The sequence below is a fragment of the Bacillus sp. hwrm1 genome (genome assembly GCF_040207805.1).
GTDB lineage: Bacteria > Bacillota > Bacilli > Bacillales > Bacillaceae > Bacillus > Bacillus velezensis.
Genome location: NZ_CP157943.1, coordinates 2,143,173 through 2,164,172, shown reverse-complemented (window position 1 = coordinate 2,164,172; position 21,000 = coordinate 2,143,173). Strand labels below are relative to the sequence as shown.

At 49.2% G+C, this 21,000-nt stretch carries 17 protein-coding genes and 1 pseudogene; 3 read left to right on the top strand and 15 right to left on the bottom strand.

The window, feature by feature from the left end; genetic code table 11:
* Position 1 precedes the first annotated feature (1 nt).
* From bioB to ABK447_RS11270, 5 genes are read right to left on the bottom strand one after another with little or no spacing between them, the layout of a single operon-like run.
* The gene (gene bioB, locus ABK447_RS11290) at positions 2 to 1,021 is read right to left on the bottom strand and encodes a biotin synthase BioB (protein ID WP_007410132.1); all 1,020 of its coding nucleotides are present in this window, start codon (positions 1,019 to 1,021) and stop codon (positions 2 to 4) included.
* Positions 1,022 to 1,023: 2 nt separating this feature from the next.
* Positions 1,024 to 1,725: a dethiobiotin synthase gene (gene bioD, locus ABK447_RS11285; RefSeq protein ID WP_059367361.1), complete on the bottom strand. Its 702-nt coding sequence runs from the start codon at positions 1,723 to 1,725 to the stop codon at positions 1,024 to 1,026.
* On the bottom strand, positions 1,722 to 2,882 hold the full coding sequence (bioF, locus tag ABK447_RS11280; protein WP_094031758.1) for an 8-amino-7-oxononanoate synthase: 1,161 nt from the start codon (positions 2,880 to 2,882) through the stop codon (positions 1,722 to 1,724). Before bioF ends, bioD begins: the two co-directional genes overlap by 4 nt.
* Positions 2,872 to 4,218 (bottom strand): adenosylmethionine--8-amino-7-oxononanoate transaminase, encoded by a 1,347-nt coding sequence (gene bioA, locus ABK447_RS11275; RefSeq protein WP_085342051.1) that lies wholly within the window; start codon positions 4,216 to 4,218, stop codon positions 2,872 to 2,874. The genes bioF and bioA overlap by 11 nt, the downstream gene beginning before the upstream one ends.
* Entirely contained in the window at positions 4,218 to 4,985 is a 768-nt protein-coding gene (locus ABK447_RS11270; protein ID WP_094031759.1) for a 6-carboxyhexanoate--CoA ligase, read from the bottom strand. The genes bioA and ABK447_RS11270 overlap by 1 nt, the downstream gene beginning before the upstream one ends.
* A gap of 222 nt (positions 4,986 to 5,207) precedes the next feature.
* Here ABK447_RS11270 and ABK447_RS11265 point away from each other — a divergent pair.
* The 3 genes and pseudogenes from ABK447_RS11265 to ABK447_RS11255 all read left to right on the top strand — a co-directional run bounded on the left by ABK447_RS11265 (position 5,208) and on the right by ABK447_RS11255 (position 7,224).
* Positions 5,208 to 5,659, top strand: a pseudogene (locus ABK447_RS11265) (GtrA family protein).
* 6 nt (positions 5,660 to 5,665) lie between these two features.
* Positions 5,666 to 6,559 (top strand): UTP--glucose-1-phosphate uridylyltransferase GalU, encoded by an 894-nt coding sequence (gene galU, locus ABK447_RS11260; RefSeq protein WP_038463964.1) that lies wholly within the window; start codon positions 5,666 to 5,668, stop codon positions 6,557 to 6,559.
* Positions 6,560 to 6,633: 74 nt separating this feature from the next.
* Entirely contained in the window at positions 6,634 to 7,224 is a 591-nt protein-coding gene (locus tag ABK447_RS11255) for a DedA family protein (protein ID WP_016935933.1), read from the top strand.
* A gap of 55 nt (positions 7,225 to 7,279) precedes the next feature.
* Here the strand turns inward: ABK447_RS11255 and ABK447_RS11250 are convergent, their stop codons facing one another.
* From ABK447_RS11250 to ABK447_RS11205, 10 genes are all read right to left on the bottom strand, one after another.
* Positions 7,280 to 8,809 carry an acyl-CoA carboxylase subunit beta gene (locus tag ABK447_RS11250; protein ID WP_038463969.1) on the bottom strand — a complete coding sequence of 510 codons (1,530 nt, stop codon included), beginning with the start codon at positions 8,807 to 8,809 and terminating at the stop codon, positions 7,280 to 7,282.
* 17 nt (positions 8,810 to 8,826) lie between these two features.
* Positions 8,827 to 9,606, bottom strand: a complete 780-nt coding sequence (locus tag ABK447_RS11245; protein ID WP_020955908.1) for an enoyl-CoA hydratase — start codon at positions 9,604 to 9,606, stop codon at positions 8,827 to 8,829.
* Between the two features lie 13 nt (positions 9,607 to 9,619).
* Entirely contained in the window at positions 9,620 to 10,519 is a 900-nt protein-coding gene (locus ABK447_RS11240) for a hydroxymethylglutaryl-CoA lyase (protein ID WP_007410122.1), read from the bottom strand.
* Between the two features lie 15 nt (positions 10,520 to 10,534).
* On the bottom strand, positions 10,535 to 10,747 hold the full coding sequence (locus tag ABK447_RS11235) for an acetyl-CoA carboxylase biotin carboxyl carrier protein subunit (RefSeq protein ID WP_007410121.1): 213 nt from the start codon (positions 10,745 to 10,747) through the stop codon (positions 10,535 to 10,537).
* Positions 10,744 to 12,093: an acetyl-CoA carboxylase biotin carboxylase subunit gene (locus ABK447_RS11230; RefSeq protein ID WP_032865960.1), complete on the bottom strand. Its 1,350-nt coding sequence runs from the start codon at positions 12,091 to 12,093 to the stop codon at positions 10,744 to 10,746. The genes ABK447_RS11235 and ABK447_RS11230 overlap by 4 nt, the downstream gene beginning before the upstream one ends.
* A 21-nt stretch (positions 12,094 to 12,114) precedes the next feature.
* A complete protein-coding gene (locus tag ABK447_RS11225) occupies positions 12,115 to 13,755 on the bottom strand; it encodes an AMP-binding protein (RefSeq protein WP_042635251.1) in 1,641 nt (546 codons plus the stop codon).
* Between the two features lie 44 nt (positions 13,756 to 13,799).
* Entirely contained in the window at positions 13,800 to 14,942 is a 1,143-nt protein-coding gene (locus ABK447_RS11220; protein ID WP_007410118.1) for an acyl-CoA dehydrogenase family protein, read from the bottom strand.
* Positions 14,943 to 15,082: 140 nt separating this feature from the next.
* Positions 15,083 to 16,621, bottom strand: coding sequence for a glycoside hydrolase family 10 protein (locus ABK447_RS11215; RefSeq protein ID WP_094031760.1), 1,539 nt, complete (start codon positions 16,619 to 16,621; stop codon positions 15,083 to 15,085).
* A gap of 121 nt (positions 16,622 to 16,742) precedes the next feature.
* Positions 16,743 to 17,123: a DUF1360 domain-containing protein gene (locus ABK447_RS11210; RefSeq protein WP_007410116.1), complete on the bottom strand. Its 381-nt coding sequence runs from the start codon at positions 17,121 to 17,123 to the stop codon at positions 16,743 to 16,745.
* Between the two features lie 72 nt (positions 17,124 to 17,195).
* Positions 17,196 to 20,999: a non-ribosomal peptide synthetase gene (locus ABK447_RS11205; protein WP_038463981.1), complete on the bottom strand. Its 3,804-nt coding sequence runs from the start codon at positions 20,997 to 20,999 to the stop codon at positions 17,196 to 17,198.
* Position 21,000: the final 1 nt, after the last annotated feature.

Sequence of the window (21,000 nt, the reverse complement as noted above, 5' to 3'; positions counted from 1 at the left end):
CTTATACCTCCGTATTGCAGGCGGATTGCAGGCCGGCTTTCATTTCTTCAACGGATTCGACTTCAAAACCTAAATCATGGAGCATTTGATGATCCTCTGTTTCTTGCTGCCCTGCTGTCGTTAAGTAATCTCCGACGAAAATCGAATTTGCGGCGTAAAGTCCCAGCGGCTGCAGCGAACGAAGGTTGACTTCCCGGCCTCCTGAGATACGGATTTCTTTTGACGGATTGATAAAACGGAACAAGGCGAGCACTTTCAGGCAATACACCGGATGTAATTCGCTTACCCCTTCTAACGGAGTTCCGTCAATCGCATGCAGAAAATTAACCGGGATGCTGTCGGCGTCAAGCGCTTTTAAGCTGTTCGCCATATCAATGACGTCCTGTTTCGTCTCTTTCATGCCGACGATGACACCAGAACAAGGTGACATCCCCGATTGTTTCGCCGTTTCCACTGTATTGACCCTGTCGTCATACGTGTGGGAGGTCGTAATGTTTGAGTGATTTCTTTGTGATGTATTGATGTTATGATTGTACCGGTCTACTCCTGCCTGTTTCAGCCGCTCTGCCTGTTCCGGCTTCAGCAGACCGAGGCATGCGCAGATTTTTAAACCGTACGTTTCTTTAATTTCTTTGACAGCATCAACAACTTGATCCACTTCTCTGTTTGACGGTCCCCGGCCGCTGGCGACGATACAGTATGTCCCTATATTCAGGTCGTGGGCGCGTTTTGCCCCTTTAAGCAATATATGCTTATCCACCATCCGGTAAGACTCAATCGGCGCTTTTGATATTGAAGATTGTGAACAGTACCCGCAATTTTCCGGACACAGGCCTGATTTTGCATTCATAATCATATTCAGCTTTACTTTTTTTCCGTAAAATCGTTTTCTGATATGAAAAGCGGCATGCATCAGCAATAAAAGATCCTCATCAGGACAATTTAAAATGGCCAGCGCTTCTTGATTCGTTACTTCCGCCCCGTCCAGCACTCTCTCTGCAAGATCCATCCATTGATTCATGTTTATCTCCCCATTTGTGTCAGATTCATGAAAGAGGAAACATCTATATGTTTCTCAATCATGTGTTGAATGTTTTCCGATGAAACGTGATCCAGCTTCGGTGTGATTCCCAAAATCGGAACTTTGCATAATGTTTCAATCATGCTCGGGTTTGTCTTTTCGTCCAGCCCCGGCCTGCTCCTTACGCCGTTGATAATAATGCCGAGAACCTCTATCCCCATGTTTTTCGCATATTCAACGGTTAAATATGTGTGGTTGATGGTTCCGAGATCAGGCCTGGCCACAATCACCGCCGGCAATTCCATGGCTTTTATCAGATCACTGACTAAATAATTTTCACCAAGCGGGACGGAAATGCCGCCTGCCCCCTCAACGATGAAACACTCATGACGATTTTTGATCTTACTCCAGTGGGCCATGACATCCGCCATGCTCACGGATTTCCCCTCAAGCATGGCGGCCGTGTACGGGGCAAGCGGCTCTTTCCATTCAAATGGCGTGATTTCTTCATGAGACAGTGCGGTTTGTGACATGTCTTTCAACAGCGAGGTGTCACTTTCCGGATGAGTCCGAGGCACGCCGCTTAAAAACGGCTTAAACACTCCGATATCCGCCTGTTTCTGCCGGAATGCCGCGGCAAGTCCGCAAGAAACGATGGTTTTTCCGACGCCGGTATCTGTTCCTGTGACAAAAAAACTTCTCATTTGTTTATATTCAGCTCTTTTCTAATGGAATCAAATGCTTCTGTCAGCTCGTCTATATCCTGTAAGCTGCGATCCGCCGTAACGGTCAGCCTGATTCTGCTTTCGCCTTCCGGAACGGCGGGCGGGCGGATGGCCGGGGCGCAGATTCCCTTTTTCTCCAGCAGTGCAGAGGCTGAAACCGCTGTTTTTGCATCACCGATGATAACGGGGATAATCGGTGTATCTCCGCCTCTTACGGTAAAGCCCATATCGGCCAGACGCGTTTTTATCATTTTGACAGACGACTGCAGCTCACGGCGCGTATCGTGCATATCTGATATGATGTCAAATGCCGTATGCGAAGCCGCACAAATTGACGGCGGGAGGGCCGTCTGAAAAATAAACGTCCGCGCCTGATTCAGCAAAAAATCAATGAAAATGTTTGATCCCGCGGCAAAACCGCCTTCCGTTCCTACAGCTTTGCTTAATGTGCCGATGACAACATCAGGACAAACACCGAAATAGTCACTGGTTCCCCCGCCGTTTTCCCCGAGTACACCGGTTGCATGCGCGTCATCTGCTATCACAAATGCCTGGTACTGCTTTGCAAGCGCCATTATGCGGTCAAGAGGCGCGATGGTGCCGTCCATGCTGAAGACGCCGTCTGTGACGATGAAGCGGCGGTTCCGAGCCTGGACGGAGGCAAGTTTTTTCTCAAGATCAGCCATATCAATATGGCGGTACACGATGGTTTCCGCTTTTGATAAACGGCAGCCGTCAACAATGCTCGCATGGTTCAGTTGATCGCTTAAAATGACATCGCCTTGTTGAGGCAGTGAGGCAAGCACGCCGATATTTGCCAAGTAACCGCTTGAAAACAATAAAGCCGCTTCCGTCTGTTTAAAATCCGCGATTGTGTGTTCAAGTTTTTCGTGCCACACAGTATTTCCTGTCGTTAACCGTGAGCCGCCGCTTCCCGCTCCGAACCGGCTCAGCGCCGTTTGCGCGGCTGTGATCAGCCGCTCATCTTTTGACAGGCCTAAATAGTCATTGGACGCCCAGGTCTGCCGCTTTTGCCCTTTGGTTTTGAGAGCGGTTTCCTGTGTTCGCAGCGTCCGATACAGCCCGTCTCTTTTCACCGCATCGAGCCTTCCGAGGAGCCATCCGTCAAAATCCACGGCCGGTCACCTCGGCTATCGCTTCTTTCATAATGGAGATCATGGCTTGTAACTGATCGGTTGTGCTGGCAAGCGGCGGCAGAAAGGCGATGACGTCTCCGAGCGGCCGTGTCAGCATACCAAGCTCTCTCATTTTCAAGGACACCTTGTATCCCATCCGCTTTTCAGGCGGATAAGGCTGTTTTGTCCCCTTATCCTGCACAAGCTCTATGCCGCACATGAAACCGAGCTGGCGGACATCGCCGACATGAGGAAGCTGCTTCAGATCATGAAGAAATTTCGCTGCCGTTTTTGATTTTTCGGCGACTTGTTCAACGATGCGCTCTGATTCGAATAAACGCAGATTTTCAATTGCCGCGGCACAGCCAAGCTGATTTCCTGTATAGGAATGGCCGTGGAAAAATGTTTTCATTTTGTCGTAGTCATCGTAGAAGGCTTCATAAATGGCTTCTGTGGCAAACGTCACAGCGATCGGCAAATAGCCTCCCGTAATGCCTTTCCCTGCCGCCATCAAGTCCGGCTGGACATTTTCATGCTCACAGGCAAACATTTTTCCGGTGCGGCCGAACCCCGTCGCCACTTCGTCAACGATCATTAACACATCATATGCCGTACACAGCTTTCGTACGCCTGCCAGAAAGCCTTCAGGCATGACGATCATCCCGGATGCGCCTTGCACCATCGATTCGATCGTAAGTGCGGCAATCTCTTCGTGATGCTTAGCAAGCAGCTGTTCGAGCGCGTGAAGGCATTCATCCCGGCACTGTACGGGGTCGCCGCTTTCAGATCTGTATACATACGGAATCGGGGCTTTGTAGCTTTCAAACATCAGCGGGCCGTACACATGGTGGAAGAGTTCAATGGAGCCGACGCTGACGGCTCCGATCGTATCGCCGTGATAGCCGTTCTGCATAGAAATAAACGTCTGTTTCTCGGGTCTCCCTATGTTTTTCCAGTATTGAAAGGCCATTTTCAGAGCGATTTCCATTGCTTCCGCTCCGCTGTCGGAGTAAAAAACGCGTGTCAGCTTTTCCGGTGCGATGCCTGTCAGCATCTCGGAAAGTTCTGTTGCGGGAACGTTCGTCATACCCAGCAAGGTTGAATGAGCGATTTTTTCAAGCTGTTTTTGAATCGCTTCATCCATTTCTTTTTTTCGGTGGCCGTGTACATTGAGCCATACTGAAGAAAAGCCGTCATAATATTCTTTGCCGCTGATGTCTTTCAGCATGATCCCGTTTCCGCTTTCAATGATTAACGGATCTTCATCGTAATCTTTCATTTGTGTGAAAGGCAGCCAAAGATGCTTTTTGCTTTTTTCAATCATTGATTGTTTCATCATTTCTCCTCCTGCTGAATGAATACAGGCTGCTTCTCTAAAAAATGGATACAGCTCTCCGTATCTATGGAGCCATCTGTAAAGAAAATCCGGCAGCCGCTTTCATCTCCGGCATTCTTCATCTTGGCAATCCGCTGATATCCCAGCTTCTTTGCGGCAACGTAGCCTGTTATGTAATCAGGGTCATCCGACCAGCACAATTCAGCAATAATCCCCGGATGTGCGCAAACTTTTGCCGCGATGGCATGTGCTTCTTTTATTCGTGAATGTTCCGGCATGTTGTGAGTAAAAGCCCATTTTTGAAAATCACGTGACGGCCAATCCATTCGGGATACCCGCACACCTCTATTTCCTCTGCCGTCAATGCGTTCTCCTGCCCGGATATCAAACAGGACCGCTCCTCTTGCTTCTGCATATTCCGCAATGTTTTCGTACGCTTTCTCTATCATGTGCGGGGGAATCCCCGCCTTTTGCAGAAGCTTGCGGGCGATTGCTTGTCCTTTTTCCGGCGTGTCTGTTTGATGGAAAGCAACCGGCAAAGGGCGGATCGTTTCGATCGGTTCATTAACGCTTTCAAGCTGAATCTGCATAAAATCAGGTATCCCTCTTGAGTGCGAGAAGCCTTTATGTAATAAGCCATCTACCGCTTCCTGTAAACCGCTGTAAGTGATGAGCCGTTCTCCGCCGGAAATGTGTTTTCCGCCCTGCTCATGGGGGGCGTTTCGGGAAGCTCTCATTCTGACGCTGTAATAGGTTTCTTCCCGCATATATTCCCCTCCTTTCTCTTACTTTGAAAATTAATGTTAACCAAAATAATTAAAGGTTAACACTTATACAGAATATTAGTGCCCTTCACGGAATATGTCAACCTAAACTATCAAACTGTTAACTTAATGAGTTTTGCAAAGCCTCATTACGTTTTCATGTTTTGTTCATATTTTAGTAATTGTTTATTCAACACTGTCCGCTAAAGTAATCCATATCAACAAATAGGACAGCGAACCGCATCTTATTATGAGGGGAGGTCACCGTTATGCTGAAAGAAAAAGTAAAGACAGCAGGCCGTTTTTGCACTGTAGGCGTCGGTAATACGCTGATCGATTTTGGTGTCTTCTTTCTTCTCGCCGCTTGTCATGTCCCCTATCTTCCGGCGCAGATCTGCTCCTATTCGGCAGGGATCATCAACAGCTATGTATGGAACCGGAAGTGGACGTTTCGTGTAAAACGCAAGGCTGACGGGAAAGAGATCATGCGATTTCTCATGATTAATCTTGCCGCGTCGGGAATCACCTTTTTGCTGCTTTACGCGTTTCAAAAAGGCGGCTGTTCGCTATTGGTGAGTAAGTTCGCCGCCACTATCGGCGGGATGATGATGAATTTTATCGGAAACCGAATCTGGGTATTTGGAGATTCGCTGAAAAACATACAGGATCAGGAGTGAAGATGAATGAGAAAAAAAGTGAGAAAAGCGGTCATTCCCGCAGCGGGTTTAGGAACGAGATTTCTGCCGGCGACAAAGGCGCAGCCTAAAGAAATGCTGCCAATCGTCGACAAACCGGCCATCCAATATATTGTCGAAGAGGCCGCAGCGTCAGGAATTGAAGATATATTGATTATTACAGGGAGAAACAAACGCTCGATTGAAGATCATTTTGACCGGTCGGCGGAATTGGAATTCAATCTGCGGGAAAAAGGCAAGACGGAGATGCTGAAGGAAATGCAGCGGATTGCCGATTTGGCCAATATTCATTACATCCGCCAAAAAGAGCCGCTCGGCTTAGGTCATGCGGTGCTGTGTGCGGAGCATTTTATCGGAGAAGAGCCTTTTGCCGTTCTCTTAGGTGATGATATTATGGTATCTGACACTCCCGCGCTCTCGCAGCTCATAGACGTCTATAACCAACACGGCACAGAAACGATCGGCGTACAGCCCGTCGATCCCGCCGATGTCAGCAAATATGGTATTATACAGACGGGGCAGCAGAACGGTCATGTATACCAGGTTGAGGATCTGATTGAAAAGCCGGCTGTTGAAAAGGCGCCCTCTCACATCGCCGTGATGGGCCGTTACATATTAACCCCTGCCATTTTTAAAGCGCTGAAGACGATCGGAAGAGGCGCAGGCAACGAAATCCAATTGACAGACGCGCTGCGCGAAGTGTGCCGCACCCAAAGTATCTACGCGCGGGAGCTTGAAGGAAGACGGTTTGATATAGGCGACAAGCTCGGCTGTTTTAAGGCCGGCACGGAGATCGGGCTGCTGCGGAAGGAAATGAGACCGAAACTCTTAGCTTATTTAGAAGAGGTGTTAAAAAGAGAATCTGAAGAAAACGTGCGTTAAAAAATAATTTGTAACCATTTTGCTTGTCAATCAGTCATATAATTGGGTAAAAAGATAAAGAGGTTGTGAACAGTGTGGGCAATTTTATTAGTGAAATATTATCCTGGCTGACAAGTATGGGCTATTTCGGGATTGCGCTCGGATTAATGATCGAAATCATTCCGAGTGAAATCGTTTTGGCCTATGGAGGCTATATGGTGTCAGAAGGCACGATCAGTTTTATCGGCGCCGTTATCGCCGGCGTGATCGGGGGAACGATCGCGCAGTGCTTTATTTACTGGATCGCCCGTTATGGGGGGCGGCCGTTTTTGGACAAGTACGGCAAGTACTTACTGCTGAAAAAGCATCATATTGATGTTGCCGAAAACTGGTTTCGCCGTTACGGCGCGGGCGTAGTATTCTCGGCCCGGTTTATCCCGGTCGTCAGACACGCGATTTCCATCCCGGCCGGCCTCGCGAAAATGCCGCTTTCCAAGTTTGTCACCTTGACGACACTTGCGATTATTCCGTGGTCTGTCATTTTCGTTTATCTCGGGTATCAGCTCGGCGGACAGTGGAAAGATGTAGACAGCTATGCCGGAATGTATACGACTCCGATCATTATATTGGCTCTTGTATTTATTGTTGTTTATTTTGTCGTGAAAAAGATGAGATCAAGACTATGAAAAAAAGACTGCATAGAAGAACGGCCGCGGGCCGGATCTATGCGGTCTTTTTTATTTATACCGGGTATACGGGGTGTTTCCGGTGTGTGAAAGTCAGTTGTTTAGACATGTAAGCAGTGAGGCGTTTATTGAGTTCGTCCCGCAAGGAATCAGCGGGAACGATGCCGTCAATCACCATTTCAGAGGCAAGACGGTAAAGGTTAATGTCTTCCTTGTATTCATCTCGCTTTTCCTGAATAAAAGCCGGCCTTTCTTCTGGAGCAAGTTCGCTGATTTTGTTTGCGTAGACCGCATTCACCGCTGCTTCAGGCCCCATTACGGCAATTTGCGCAGTCGGAAGCGCTAAGCAGCAGTCCGGTTCAAAAGCCGGGCCCGCCATCGCATATAATCCCGCACCGTAGGCTTTTCTGACAATAACGGAAAGCTTCGGAACAGTCGCTTCCGCCATTGCGGAGATCATTTTTGCGCCATGCCTGATGATGCCCGCCTGTTCAACCTTCGTTCCGATCATAAATCCGGGGATGTCTGCCAAAAACAGAAGCGGAATATGGAATGCGTCGCACAAAGCGATAAATTTTGCGGCTTTATCCGCCGAATCGAGAAATAAAACCCCGCCTTTAACACGCGGCTGATTGGCGATAATGCCGACCGGCTGTCCGTGAATCCGCGCAAGCCCCGTTATTAATTCCTGCGCAAATAACGGTTTAATCTCAAAAAATGAGTCTTCATCAATGACACGTTCAATTAAATCCATCATGTTGAACGGTGCGTTTTGATGTGCCGGGATGACATCTGAGAGCGGTTTTTCAAAAGCTTTCGGGTTCTTAGATTTGTTGACGGGCGCTTTTTCAGTATAATTTGACGGGAAATAGCTGAGGTATGTCTGTGCCATCATGATTGCTTCCTGTTCCGTCCGGGCGAGGAGATCACCGCAGCCTGATACGGAACAATGCATACGGGCGCCGCCCATTTCTTCAAGCGATACTTTCTCGCCAATCACCATTTCTGCCATACGCGGGGAACCTAAGTACATGGATGCATTGCCCTCAACCATAATGACAATGTCGCAAAAGGCCGGAATGTAAGCGCCGCCCGCAGCGGAAGGGCCGAACAATAAACAGATTTGCGGAATGCGGCCCGACAGCTTTACTTGATTATAAAAGATGCGGCCGGCTCCCCTTCTGCCCGGGAACATGTCGACCTGATCCGTAATTCTCGCACCTGCGGAATCGACTAAGTACAAGAGCGGACACTGAAGCTTTTCCGCCGTCTCCTGAATGCGGATGATTTTTTCCACCGTTTTCGCGCCCCACGAGCCCGCCTTTACGGTTGAGTCGTTTGCCATCACACAAACGGTTCTGCCGCCGATGGTTCCGATCCCGGTAACGACCCCGTCAGCCGGAAGTCCGTCTGACATGCACTCGGCGAAAAAAGCGTCTTCAACGGATATGCCGTCATCGAATAAAAGCTTCAGCCTGTCTCTTACAAAAAGTTTTCCCTTCTTTTCGTTGCTTGCGTGATATTTCGCGGCTCCTCCCTTTTCAATCGTTTTGCTGCGTGTCTGCCGTTCTTTTTCGTAATCCATCCGAGTCCCTCCATGTTTTATTTTCCTTTGTATTCAGGGGGTCTTTTTTCTTTAAAAGCGCGCAGGCCCTCTTCTCTGTCAAGTGTGGGGATGACTTGTTCATATGCTTTTCGTTCGATTTCGAGCCCTGTATTGAGATCTGTCTCCAGACCCTTGTTTATCGCGGATTTTGCTTGTCTGACGGCGATCGGTCCATTAGCGGCGATGCGGCCGGCCAGTGCTTTTGCTTTTTCCATAAGTTCATCGGCTTCACAAACATGCTCGATCAGCTTCATGTCTTTTCCCTCTTCGGCAGAAAGCCTTCGGCCGGTATAGATCAATTCTTTTGCCGCGCCGGGGCCGATAAGCCGGGGCAGTCTCTGCGTTCCGCCCGCTCCGGGAATGATCGCAAGCCCTGTTTCAGGAAGGCCGAGGCCCGCCCGGCTGACGGCGATTCTGATATCGCAGGCGAGGGCGAGTTCAAGGCCTCCTCCGACAGCGGTTCCGTTCAGCGCTGCAATGACCGGCTGCGGGAGAGCTTCAATGGATGCGGCCGTTTCACCGATACGCCTGACGCTTTGCTTAACTTGTTCATGATTCATCCCCGCTCTTTCTTTTAAATCAGCACCGGCGCAAAATGTGTTCCCGGTGCCGGTGAGAATGACACAACGAATGGATGGCGAGTTTTTGATGTCTTCAATCACACGCTGTAAATGATCAATCATTTCTGAAGACAGCGAGTTGGCCGCATGCGGGCGGTTCAGCGTGACCAGACCGATCGTTTCTTGACAGACGGAATACAAGACGCAATCTCCCATGGCTTCTCCTTTCTCATTTCGTTCTGAATGCCTGCAGGTTTCTGCTTGGCAGGTCTTTGCCTATTTTATCCGCGATCCAGCCGGCGGCATAAAGAAGTTTATTCATGTCCGTCCCGGTATCAATCCCCATTTGTTCGAGCATATAAATGACGTCTTCTGTGGCAGCGTTTCCTGCTGATCCAGGGGCGTACGGGCAGCCGCCAAGCCCCCCTGAGGAAGTATCAAAGGATGTGATGCCCATATCAAGAGCGGGAATGATATTCGCTAGAGCCGTTCCTCTTGTATCATGGAAATGGAGTGCGATTTTTGAGGCGGGAATTCTCGGCAAAAGGGCTTCAAGCACGGCTATGACCTGCAAGGGGTTTGCCGCGCCGATCGTGTCGCCGAGCGATATTTCATCAACACCCATTTCGAGCAGGGTGTCTGACAGGCGGATGACTTGTTCTACCGGCACGTTCTGTTCGTACGGACAGCCGAACACAGTGGACAGATAAGCTCTCGTCGCCATTTTTTCAGCTTTTGCTTCAGTAATAACCCGCCTGAGCTCTTGAACGGTCCGGTCAATCGGTTTGTTTACGTTTTTTTGGTTATGGGTTTCGCTTGCAGATAAAAATACACATGCCTGATCGATTCCGCCTTCTGCCGCATGCTCCAGTCCGATGAGGTTCGGAACGAGAGCCGCGTAGACCGTATGTTCAGATCTGGCAATGCCTTTTGCGACGTCCAGGCTGTCACGAAGAGCCGGAATCCATCTCGGATGCACGAATGATGTCACTTCGATATAGGGAAGACCTGTTTTTGACAGCATATTGATCCACTCAATCTTATCTTCTGTATCCACCCACGCCGATTCATTCTGCAAGCCGTCACGCGGTCCTACTTCATTGATGCGGACATGTTTCGGACAGTTCATGCTGCACCTCCCGTTTTATTGAAGTTCAATCAGGACCTCTCCTTCATCAGTGAAATCACCTTCTGATTTTTTCACTTCTTTCACCGTACCCGCTGCATCAGCGATAATCGGAATTTCCATTTTCATAGATTCCAAGATGGCCACTTCCTGTCCTTCTTCAATGACATCACCCGGCTTCACATGAATTTTCCACAGGTTTCCCGCCATTTGAATTTTTATGACGCTCATTTTGACGCCCCCTCGTTCATTGTTTGTAAAAAACCGGTTGTTGCCTCGCCCTTTTCAAACCCTTCTGAATGGGCAATTTTTGTCAGCAGCGGAATGTTGGTTTTAATCCCTTCTACATGATATTCGCCAAGGGCGGTTTTCAGTTGTTCAATGGCTTGTTTTCTCGTATTCGCCGTGACGACCATTTTGGCAATCATCGGATCGTAAAACGGAGAAATGACGCTTCCCTTTTCGACGGCGCATTCGTGTCGCACTGACGGGTGTCTTAAAACGGAAAAAGACGAGATGGTACCGGGAGACGGGTAAAAGGTGACCGGATCTTCCGCATAAATCCGCACTTCTATCGCATGACCGCGGTGGTTGATATCTTTCTGCGAGAAAGGCAGCGCCTGCCCAGCGGCAATTTTCAGCTGTTCTTCCACAAGATCCAGTCCTGTAATTTCTTCTGTCACCGGATGCTCCACCTGCAGTCTGGTGTTCATCTCTAAAAAATAGATTTGTTTCTTTTGGTCGACGAGAAATTCTATTGTGCCTGCATTTTGGTAGCCGATCGATTTTGCGGCTTTAACGGCGGTTTCACCCAGTCTTTGTCTTAATTCATCGTCAACAAACGGCGACGGCGCTTCTTCTATCACTTTTTGGTGGCGCCTTTGGACTGAACAGTCACGTTCAAACAGATGAACGGTGTTGCCGAAAGAATCTGCGAGTATCTGAATTTCAATATGACGGGCATTTTCAATGACCTTTTCCATGTACATTGCGCCGTCTCCAAAAAAGGACGCGGCCCGCTTTTGATTTCCTTCGAACGCTTTGGCCAGCTCTTCTTCTGAATGTACGATCTGCATGCCGATTCCGCCTCCTCCTGCGGACGCTTTCAGCATGACCGGAAAACCGATGGCACGGGCTTCGGCTAAGGCGGAGTGAACATCGGGCAATGGCTCTGAAACACCGGGAACGATCGGGACCTTTGCTTTTTGCATCGTTTTTCGGGCTTCAATCTTGCTGCCCATCTTGGCGATGATATCACCGGGCGGACCGATAAATGTGATTTGTTCCTTCCGGCAGCGTTCGGCGAACAGGCTGTTTTCTGACAGAAGCCCGTAGCCCGGATGAATGGCGTCCGCTCCGGCGGATTTGGCGGCTTCTATGATTCTGTCGATATGTAAATAGCTTTCATTTACTCTCGATTTACCGATCGGATAGGCCTCATCAGCCGCTTTTACATGCAGCGCGTCCCGGTCGGCTTCTGAATACACAGCTGCCGAGGGGATGCCGAGACGTTTGCAGGTGCGGATAATTCGTAAGGCGATTTCTCCTCTGTTGGCAATCAGGACTTTTTTAAACAAATGTGAAGCACTCCTTTTTCATTAAGTTAACTTGAGCTCTTCAATCGTTTTTTCCCGCAGCTTGAATTTCTGAATTTTTCCTGAGGCTGTCATTGGATATTCATCTGTAAACAAAACATACCTGGGGACTTTATAGCGGGCGATATGTTCTTTGCAAAAGGTTCTGATGTCTTCTGCGGAAGCGGTTTGTCCGTCTTTGAGCCTGATCCACGCCGCGGCCTCTTCTCCGTATTTCGGATCAGGAACGCCGACGACCTGAACGTCCGCCACTGCGGGATGCCGATATAACATTTCCTCAATCTCGCGCGGATAGATATTTTCGCCGCCCCTGATCAGCATGTCTTTCAGACGGCCCGTGATTTTGCAGTATCCGTCCTCGTCCATGACCGCCAAATCACCGGTATGCAGCCAGCCGTCTTTGTCTATCGCTTCTTCGGTCGCTTCTTGATTTTTATAATAGCCTTTCATGACATGATATCCGCGGGTGCAGAGCTCTCCTTGTTCGCCCCTGGCGGCTTCTCCGGATGTTCCGGGCCGAACGATTCTGACTTCGATATGGGGAAGCGCGCGCCCGGCTGTTTCCACTCTTCTTTCAAACGGATCATCTGTTCTTGTCTGCGTAATGACAGGTGATGCTTCGGTCTGTCCGTAGGCAATTGTAATGTCAGTCATCCCCATTTTGCCGATCACTTCTCTCATGACTTCCGCCGGGCATGGCGAGCCTGCCATAATCCCGGTTCGGACGTGGGAAAGATCATATTCAGAAAAACGGCTGTCATTTAGGAGGGCGATAAACATCGTCGGTACACCGTGCAGAGCCGTGCAGGCTTCTTGCTCCACCGTTTTCAGAACGGCCGGCGGAGAAAACTGTTCGATCGGAATCATCGCCGCACCCGCGGAAACACATGCCAGCACGCCGAGCACGCACCCAAAGCAGTGGAAAAACGGCACGGGAATACATAAACGGTCACATGAAGTAAGCTTCATGCATTCTGCGATATTGGCCGCGTTATTTACGATATTAAAATGTGAGAGCATGACGCCTTTCGGAAATCCGGTCGTACCTGATGTATATTGCATATGAATGCAATCATCCTTTTTCAGGCTGTCCATCCTTCCGTCAAGCGCTGCATCCGTTACAGCTTCGGCATTATCCAGCAATGAATCCCAACGGTGCATCCCGGGCAGGCTTTTATCACCGATATATAACACCGTCCTTAAAAAGGGATAACGTTTCGAACGCAGCCTGCCGCGCTCACAAGTTTTCAGCTCCGGAATTAGCTTATTCACCATCTCAACATAAGATGTCTGCCGGTAGGAATCCATGATTATCAAGGCCGAGACGTCTGAATGTGCCAGCAGATAATCGAGCTCTGCGATTTGAAAATTGGTATTAATGGTGACCAGAACGGCGCCGATTTTCGCCGTTGCAAATTGCGCCGCGAGCCATTCCGGAATGTTGGATGCCCATATGGCAACATGATCTCCTTTTTCAACTCCCAGCTTCATCAGCCCTTTTGCGGTTTGCCGGCATAACCGGTCAAACTCGGCATACGTATAACGAAGGCCGCGCTCAGGGTAAACAACCGCTTCACGATCCGGAAAAAGCTCCGCGGTCCGCTCAAGCAGCTTTCCGGCTGTTAAATGGATAAGTTCAGCCATATGACCTGCCCCCTTCCATCCCTGTCTTAGTAAACGTTTTCATTTCACTTCAAAAGCTGTCTTGCGATGACCATTCTTTGAATTTCTGACGTTCCTTCGCCAATCTCCATCAGCTTTGCGTCACGAAGCATACGTTCGACACCGCATTCCTTCATATAACCGGAACCGCCATGAATTTGGATGGCCTGAAGGCATGTTCTGACGGCCATTTCTGAAGCATAAAGCTTGGCGAATGCAGCTTCTTTCGTAAATGGCAGGTTTTGATCCTTCAGCCATGCCGCTTTAAGCACCATCTGTCTGGCAAGGTCAATTTCCATCGCCATATCGGCCAGCTTAAATTGAATGGCTTGAAATGACGATATCGGACTGCCGAACTGCTTGCGTTCCTTCGCATATGACAGCGATGCCTCCAGTGCGCCTTGAGCGATACCGACAGCCAGTGCCGCAATCGAGATCCGCCCGCCGTCTAATGTATATAAAAATTGTTTAAAACCTTTTTCAGGATCACCGAGCAGGTTATCGGCAGGCACCCTGACATCCTCCAGCACAAGTTCGGCCGTATCCGACCCTCTCACACCCATCTTGTCGTACGGATTTGTGATCGTAAATCCCGGTGTGTCTGTCGGGACGATGAGAGCTGAAATGATCGGTTTTCCGGCGGAGTTCTTTCCCGTAACGGCGGTGACAATGACCGTGCGGGCGTAATTTGCGTTTGTGATCCAGCATTTCTCTCCGTTTATCACATAGTCATCGCCCTTTTTCTCGGCTTTTGTCTGGGTTCCGCCGGCATCGGAACCGGCATTCGGCTCTGTCAGCCCGAATGATCCGAGCGCTTTTCCCGAAGCAAGCGGAATAAGATGTTCTTGCTTTTGTTGGTCAGTACCGAAATAGTATAATGGGCTTGCGCCGAGTGACACGGCCGCCGCGTAGCTCAGCCCCGTGCTGCCGCAGGCTTTTCCGATTTCTTCGACCGCTGCTGCATATGAAATGGTATCACCGCCCGCCCCGCCGTATTCTTCCGGAAACGGAATTCCGAGCAGCCCGAGTTCGCCTATTTTTTTAAATGTGTCTATCGGGAAGACGGCCGATTGATCAACCTCATGGGCTTTCGGGGCAATTTCATTTTTGGCGAAATCTCTGACCATTTCGCGCACCATCTGCTGTTCTTTTGTCAGTTGAAAATTCATTAACCTTCCTCCTTCTGCTGCTTTCTACATTTTATTAATGGGGGTCTTTATTCATTCCATCCAAATAAAGTCTGAACATTCGGACTCATCCGCTGCAAAAAAACTGACAGCGCCGCAACGGTCAGTTTTATTAATAATGGCTATTTAATTGTCCGTTTTGCGGAGGGACGGCTCTCATGGTGAAGCCTGTCAACGGAAGTAACGAAATAGGTGCAGGCTTCTTTCGCCCGAATATCAGTATCTGAAAATGTCTGCGTCCGTGACGATGTTTTTCTGACTGTATCCACTAAATAAGGCTGCTTTCCCTTTTCTGCGCGGTAAATGGCGTAATAAGCCGTTTTTTTACCGTTGGATTTCGCATCTTCGATATAGAGTGTATGGCCTGAAGCGTTCTTCTCCGCCCGTTTGACAGCCGGTTTTTTTAAAGCGGAATGTCCGAGCCAAGGCATCTCGGGAATTAATGCGGGCCGGCTGTACATGTCTTTGATCAAACGGTTTTTTACATCGAGCGGATTACGGTTTAAATCCTTTAAACTGAAATGCATGCTGCCTTTTATCCATGCTGATCCCCTGTTTAGAGTAATCTGCCTTCCGTATTCCCCCGGGTCGGCCCAGGCCGGATCAGCGTTGTTGTTGATTTTATAAGCTGCCTGCCCGATATATAAATGCACCGGCCGATTGTTCACTTCTTTTCCCCACCAATCCGCTAAGACGTCATATGCCGCCGCTTTAAATCCGATGCTCCAGTAAATTTGCGGTGCGATGTAATCAATGTATCCTTTTTGGATCCATTCTCTCGTATCAGCATATAAATCATCATAGTTCCGCACCCCTGCGGCCGTTTCGGAGCCTGTCGGGTCATCTGCGGCATTTCTCCATACGCCGAACGGGCTGATTCCGAATTTGACATAAGGTTTTTCTCGTTTGATGGTTTGGTTGATTTCTTTTACAAGCCGGTTGACGTTATCCCGGCGCCAGTCATCAATTGATGCAAAGTGAGCTTTTCCGTACCGTTCGTATTCCGCCTGATCGGGGAATTCCTGTCCGGCAATTTTATAAGGATAAAAATAATCATCCATATGAACCGCATCAATGTCATAACGGCTGACCACCTCTTTGATTCCATCCGTTATAAATTGTCTTACTTCCGGAATGCCCGGATTATAGTACAGCTGTTTTCCGTATGCAGCGACCCAGTCCGGATGCGAACGCGCGGGATGATCATCTGAAAGCGCATTCAAATTTGTGTGATTCATCGTGATCCGGTAAGGATTGAACCAAGCGTGAAATTCAAGATTCCGTTTATGTGTCTCTTCAACTAAAAAAGCAAGCGGATCGTAGCCGGGATTTTTGCCTTGTGTTCCTGTCAGATACTCTGACCAAGGCCCGTAATCTGATGGATAAAAAGCATCAGCCGCAGGCTTAATTTGGACGATAACGGCGTTCATTCCCATCTCCTGAACGTCATCCAGCAGCTTGCTGTATTCTCTTTTTTGCTCTTCCGGTGACAGCCCTTTTTTAGAGGGCCAGTCGATATTGGTGACAGACGCGATCCATACGGCTCTCATTTCTCTCTCCGGCTGAGTGCCGCTTGCTTGTGCGGATACTGAGAATGTAAAGATGCCGGCTGTCAGTACAACGGCCAAAAACCATATCATGCTAAAACGGCAGCTTTTCATGTTTTTCCCCCTCTCTGCTTTACGGTATTCCGAAGCATTCCGGGCGGTGAATCAGAAAGCCTGCTTTGCTCCTCTCAGCCTAAAAGGGAAAGAAAAAAGTCCTAAAGCGAATCAAAACGCTTCAGGACTTTTTATGTTTCATGGCGGCGAGCACGTCAATGACCTTCGTTCCGACGCCGACACACGTTTCAAGAATGGCCTGCGCTCCGGCGATGGACAAAATGAAAATAACCGGATGTGCATAGCGGGGCCAGACCAAGTAGCAGATGCCGATCAATATGGCGCACCAGACGCCCGCACACCAATAACATTGCAGCATATAACCGAATGCGGAGGAAGGGACTTTTTTTTGGACGGCGCGCCCGTTTTGATCGACGGTTTTTTCTTGCTTTATAAAGGGTTTTCTTATGAATTCCGTAATCTTATCAAATACGATCAAATGGGTCAGCCGGTAGCTGGCAAGAATGATCATTACATACGTAAGCCAAGATAGGTTCGTCATGTCAAAGCCTCCAAAAAACTGGTTTGATTCCCCTATCTTGCCCTCTGTCATCCTGAACCATTCTGCCGGATGTTACAGATTCCGCGCCAAGCGTCTTCCGCTGTTTGCAATGATGTCGAGTATGACCTCAGCATTTTGATGTGCAAAGGCGGGTTCAAACATATCTTTATGGGCGCCCCCGCCTTGATATTCCTGATAGAGTCCCGTTGTGGCGCCTTCCCATTTCATCGGCTCGGTCTTATCACTGTGCTCTTCCTTTATACCGGCCTCGATAAAATGGAGGTTTGCCGCAATTTGGCCATCATTTATCAGTTCCGCCCAGTACGTTTGATAGCGCTCTGTCTTTTTGATGACCGCTTCTCTGACGGCTTCCGGGACATTTTCGGCTGTTGCGTTTGTTGGCTGCGGCGGCAGTGCGTCAAGCTTTCTGTACGCGTCTGCGATAATGACGTCGCTGATTTCTAAGCCGCGCTTTTCCATCGCTTTTGCCGCCTCGAATGCCGTATTGCCGCCCGCTGAATATCCGAAGAGGATATAAGGGCCTTCCGGCTGTATTTCCAGCATTTTATCAATGTATTGTTCCATTCTGCTGTCTTCTTCAATAAAGTTAAAACCGTACACAGCAGCCCGTCCGTTTAATGCCGCCGCAAGATCTTTAAAGAAAATGCCGAAACCTGAGATAGGCGGAAAACAGAATATATTGCGGCCTTTCGGCTGGTTCAGTCTGCTGATATGCTGCTCTGCAGCTTCTGACAGTGTGTTTGAATACAGCTTTTCAGCCAATTGTTCAATTGTCGGATATTCAAATATCATTTCAATCGGCACATCCATCTGCTGCCTGGTCTTCAGCTGATGAATCACTTGCAATGCTTTCAAAGAATGGCCGCCCAGCTCAAAGAAGTCATCCTGTATGCCCAGCTCCCCGCAGCCGAGGATCGGCGTCCAAATGTCGATCAGCTCACGCTCTACCCAGTTTCGTGGCGGAACGGCTTTTGATGACGTTTTTTTCCGTTCTGGCGCAGGCAGCCCGCGGCGGTCCACTTTGCCGTTTGCAGTAAGCGGCATACGGTCAAGCTTCATCACATACTGCGGAATCATATAGTCGGGAAGCGACCTGGCCAGCAGGGATTGAATGGCTCTTTCTTCAGCATGCGCGCCCGTATAATACGCACAAAGGGTTGCTTCTTGTCCTTCGTCTGACACGATGACTGCCGCTTCCCTGATTCCATCGATTTCAGTCAAGCGCGCTTCGATTTCGGCCGGCTCAATCCGCTTCCCGCGAATCTTGAATTGGCGGTCGATACGGCTGATGTATCCGATGCTTCCATCAGGCAGCCAGTGTGCCAAGTCGCCTGTTTTGTAGATCTTTTCTTCAGGATGAACCGGGTGGCTGACAAATGCTTCACTTGTTAAGTCAGGCCTGTTTAAATAGCCTTTGGCAACCCCGTCACCGCCGACACAAAGCTCACCGGGCACGCCGATCGGCGCAAGTCCGCCATTTTTATCAATGATATACGCGGTTGAATTGCTGATCGGTTTTCCGATTGGGATCGGCTGAGAAAAATCGTGCCTGATTTCGTAAAAGGTAGAAAATGTTGTATTTTCCGTCGGTCCGTATATGTTATAAAGGCTGAGATTCGGACAGCGGTGTCTGACCTTATTGATGAGCGCCGGGGACAATGCTTCTCCGCCGACATATAAGGTGTGCAACCCAGAAAACATCTCCGGATCTGCCTGGGCGAACTGGTTAAAGAGTGCCGTCGTCAAAAACAGAATCGTAATACGGTTGGAAGAAAGATAATTGCCGAACCTCTCAGGGGCAAGCATTGTCGAGCGGTCAACCACATGAAGACATGCTCCGTTCAAAAGTGCTCCGAAGATTTCAAACGTCACTGCATCAAAACCGATGGACCCTGTCAGAATGAGACGGTCCGACATGCCAGCCGACGTGTAATTGCTGTTTGACACGAGCGATACGACGTTTCGGTTGGAAATCATCACGCCCTTCGGTTTTCCTGTTGAACCGGATGTATACATAATATAGGCAAGGTCATCACGTGCTGTATCGGTATTCAGTTTTCCCGCATCAGGTGTTTGTTTTTCAGTTGCAGCCGGGATAGAGATGATGTGAGAAAAGTCAATGTCAGTCTCAATTCCTTTTTGCACCGTTAACAGCTGTGCTCCGCTCTCAGTGAGCATATCGGCGATCCTGTCGGTTGGCAGTTCTGCATCAAGAGGAAGGTACGTCCCTCCCGCTTTCAATACAGCGAGAACAGCGATGATAAATTCCGGTGAGCGTTCGGCCAGAATCCCGGCAATTCCCTTTGGCGCCAAACCGTTTTCCAGCAGGGTGCGGGCGAATGCAGTTGACCGTTCATCGAGCTCCCGGTACGTCATCGTCAGCCCGCCGGCGTGAAGCGCCTGATGGTCCGGGGTTTTCTTCACCTGTCGGCTGAACAGGCTGATGATGCTTTCATCTCTTTCATAAGTTGTTTTCGTGTCATTAAATTCGCCGATTATTCTTGATTTTTCCTTTTGTCCGAGCATCGGAAGCCGATCAGCCGGAAAATCGGGATTGAAGGCGGCGCCGCGCAGAGCTTCTTCCAAGTGTCCTTTTACGCTCTCTATCCATACTTCGTCATAAACGTTCGCATTGTAGCTGAATTTGATGAGCAGCTCATCGCCAGGCGCTATGATGAGGTTAAAATCGTAACCCGATTGTTCCGAAACGTTGACATTCCCGATCCGGAACGGTGCATCCGATTCCTTTTCCGCGTCTTTCATCTGCTGCTGGATCGGATAATTTTCAAACACGATGATATGGTCAATTAAATCCTGTTTCAGCTCAGTCTGCGATTGGATGTCAGCAAGCGGATGATAGCTGAACGCCTCTGAATCAAGCATTTCTTTCTGCAAGCGGCCCAGCAGTTCTCTAAAGCTTTCGTCACCCGTTTTAATGCGTACCGGCACGGTATTGATAAACAGACCGATCATGCTTTCCACGCCGTCAATGACGGAAGGCCGCCCTGATACGACGGCGCCGAATACGGCATCGTCCGTCCGGTTGTAGCGCTGCAGCATCAGGCCCCATACAGTCTGCATAAGAACCGCGAGCGTAGCGCCCTCTTCTTTGGCGATGGTTTTCAGCTTGTCCGTCAGGTTTTGATCTATAGAAAACAGCAGCTCTTCCTTGCGGTAGCCTTTTTCCTGGGGACGGGCCGATATTTTCGGGAGTCCTGAGGGTGTCTCACAGCCTGCTAAATACCCTTTCCAATATTCAGAAGCCGCGTCTTTGTCCTGATCAGTCAGCCATGTAATATAAGTGCTGTAAGGCTTTGCGGGCGCCAGTGTGATGGGTGAGCCTGTTTCAATCGCCCGGTACATATGCATGAATTCCTGAAGGACGATGCCGAGGCACCAGCCGTCCATAAGGATGTGATGGTGGCTCCAGACGCATACATATTTTTCGTCAGCCGTTTTAAACAAAGAAACACGCATCAGCATATCCTTTTGCAAGTCAAAGCCTTTTAAGCGGTCACGTTCCTTAAATCGCTGTAAATAGATGCTCTGTTCCGCTTCGTCCAAATGTGTAAGATCTTCGCGGTGCAGCCGGAATTCCCGCTCACGCAGCACAACTTGGCGGGGGCCGTTCAGCTGAGCGACATGAGGTAAAAAAACCGTTCTGAAAATATCGTGGCGGCTGATGACAGACTGTACGCTTTGCTCAAACAATTCCGGACGAAGCCGGCCTTTTATGGTGAAGACGGATTGCTCGATATATGCAGCCCCCTCCTTTTGCAGAAAGGAATGAAAAAGCATTCCTTCCTGCATTCGGCTGAGGGGATAAATATTTTGGATATTTTTTGTTTTGTCCATG

Excerpts from the sequence above, each read along its gene's own strand:
- ABK447_RS11215 (WP_094031760.1), bottom strand. The coding sequence starts at position 16,621 with ATGAAAAGCTGCCGTTTTAGCATGATATGGTTTTTGGCCGTTGTACTG.
- bioA (WP_085342051.1), bottom strand. The coding sequence starts at position 4,218 with ATGAAACAATCAATGATTGAAAAAAGCAAAAAGCATCTTTGGCTGCCT.
- ABK447_RS11270 (WP_094031759.1), bottom strand. The coding sequence starts at position 4,985 with ATGCGGGAAGAAACCTATTACAGCGTCAGAATGAGAGCTTCCCGAAAC.
- bioD (WP_059367361.1), bottom strand. The coding sequence starts at position 1,725 with ATGAGAAGTTTTTTTGTCACAGGAACAGATACCGGCGTCGGAAAAACC.
- bioB (WP_007410132.1), bottom strand. The coding sequence starts at position 1,021 with ATGAATCAATGGATGGATCTTGCAGAGAGAGTGCTGGACGGGGCGGAA.
- ABK447_RS11235 (WP_007410121.1), bottom strand. The coding sequence starts at position 10,747 with ATGAGCGTCATAAAAATTCAAATGGCGGGAAACCTGTGGAAAATTCAT.
- ABK447_RS11210 (WP_007410116.1), bottom strand. The coding sequence starts at position 17,123 with ATGACGAACCTATCTTGGCTTACGTATGTAATGATCATTCTTGCCAGC.
- ABK447_RS11245 (WP_020955908.1), bottom strand. The coding sequence starts at position 9,606 with ATGGGAGATTGCGTCTTGTATTCCGTCTGTCAAGAAACGATCGGTCTG.
- ABK447_RS11220 (WP_007410118.1), bottom strand. The coding sequence starts at position 14,942 with ATGAATTTTCAACTGACAAAAGAACAGCAGATGGTGCGCGAAATGGTC.
- ABK447_RS11240 (WP_007410122.1), bottom strand. The coding sequence starts at position 10,519 with ATGAACTGTCCGAAACATGTCCGCATCAATGAAGTAGGACCGCGTGAC.
- ABK447_RS11250 (WP_038463969.1), bottom strand. The coding sequence starts at position 8,809 with ATGGATTACGAAAAAGAACGGCAGACACGCAGCAAAACGATTGAAAAG.
- ABK447_RS11225 (WP_042635251.1), bottom strand. The coding sequence starts at position 13,755 with ATGGCTGAACTTATCCATTTAACAGCCGGAAAGCTGCTTGAGCGGACC.
- galU (WP_038463964.1), top strand. The coding sequence starts at position 5,666 with ATGAGAAAAAAAGTGAGAAAAGCGGTCATTCCCGCAGCGGGTTTAGGA.
- ABK447_RS11205 (WP_038463981.1), bottom strand. The coding sequence starts at position 20,999 with ATGGACAAAACAAAAAATATCCAAAATATTTATCCCCTCAGCCGAATG.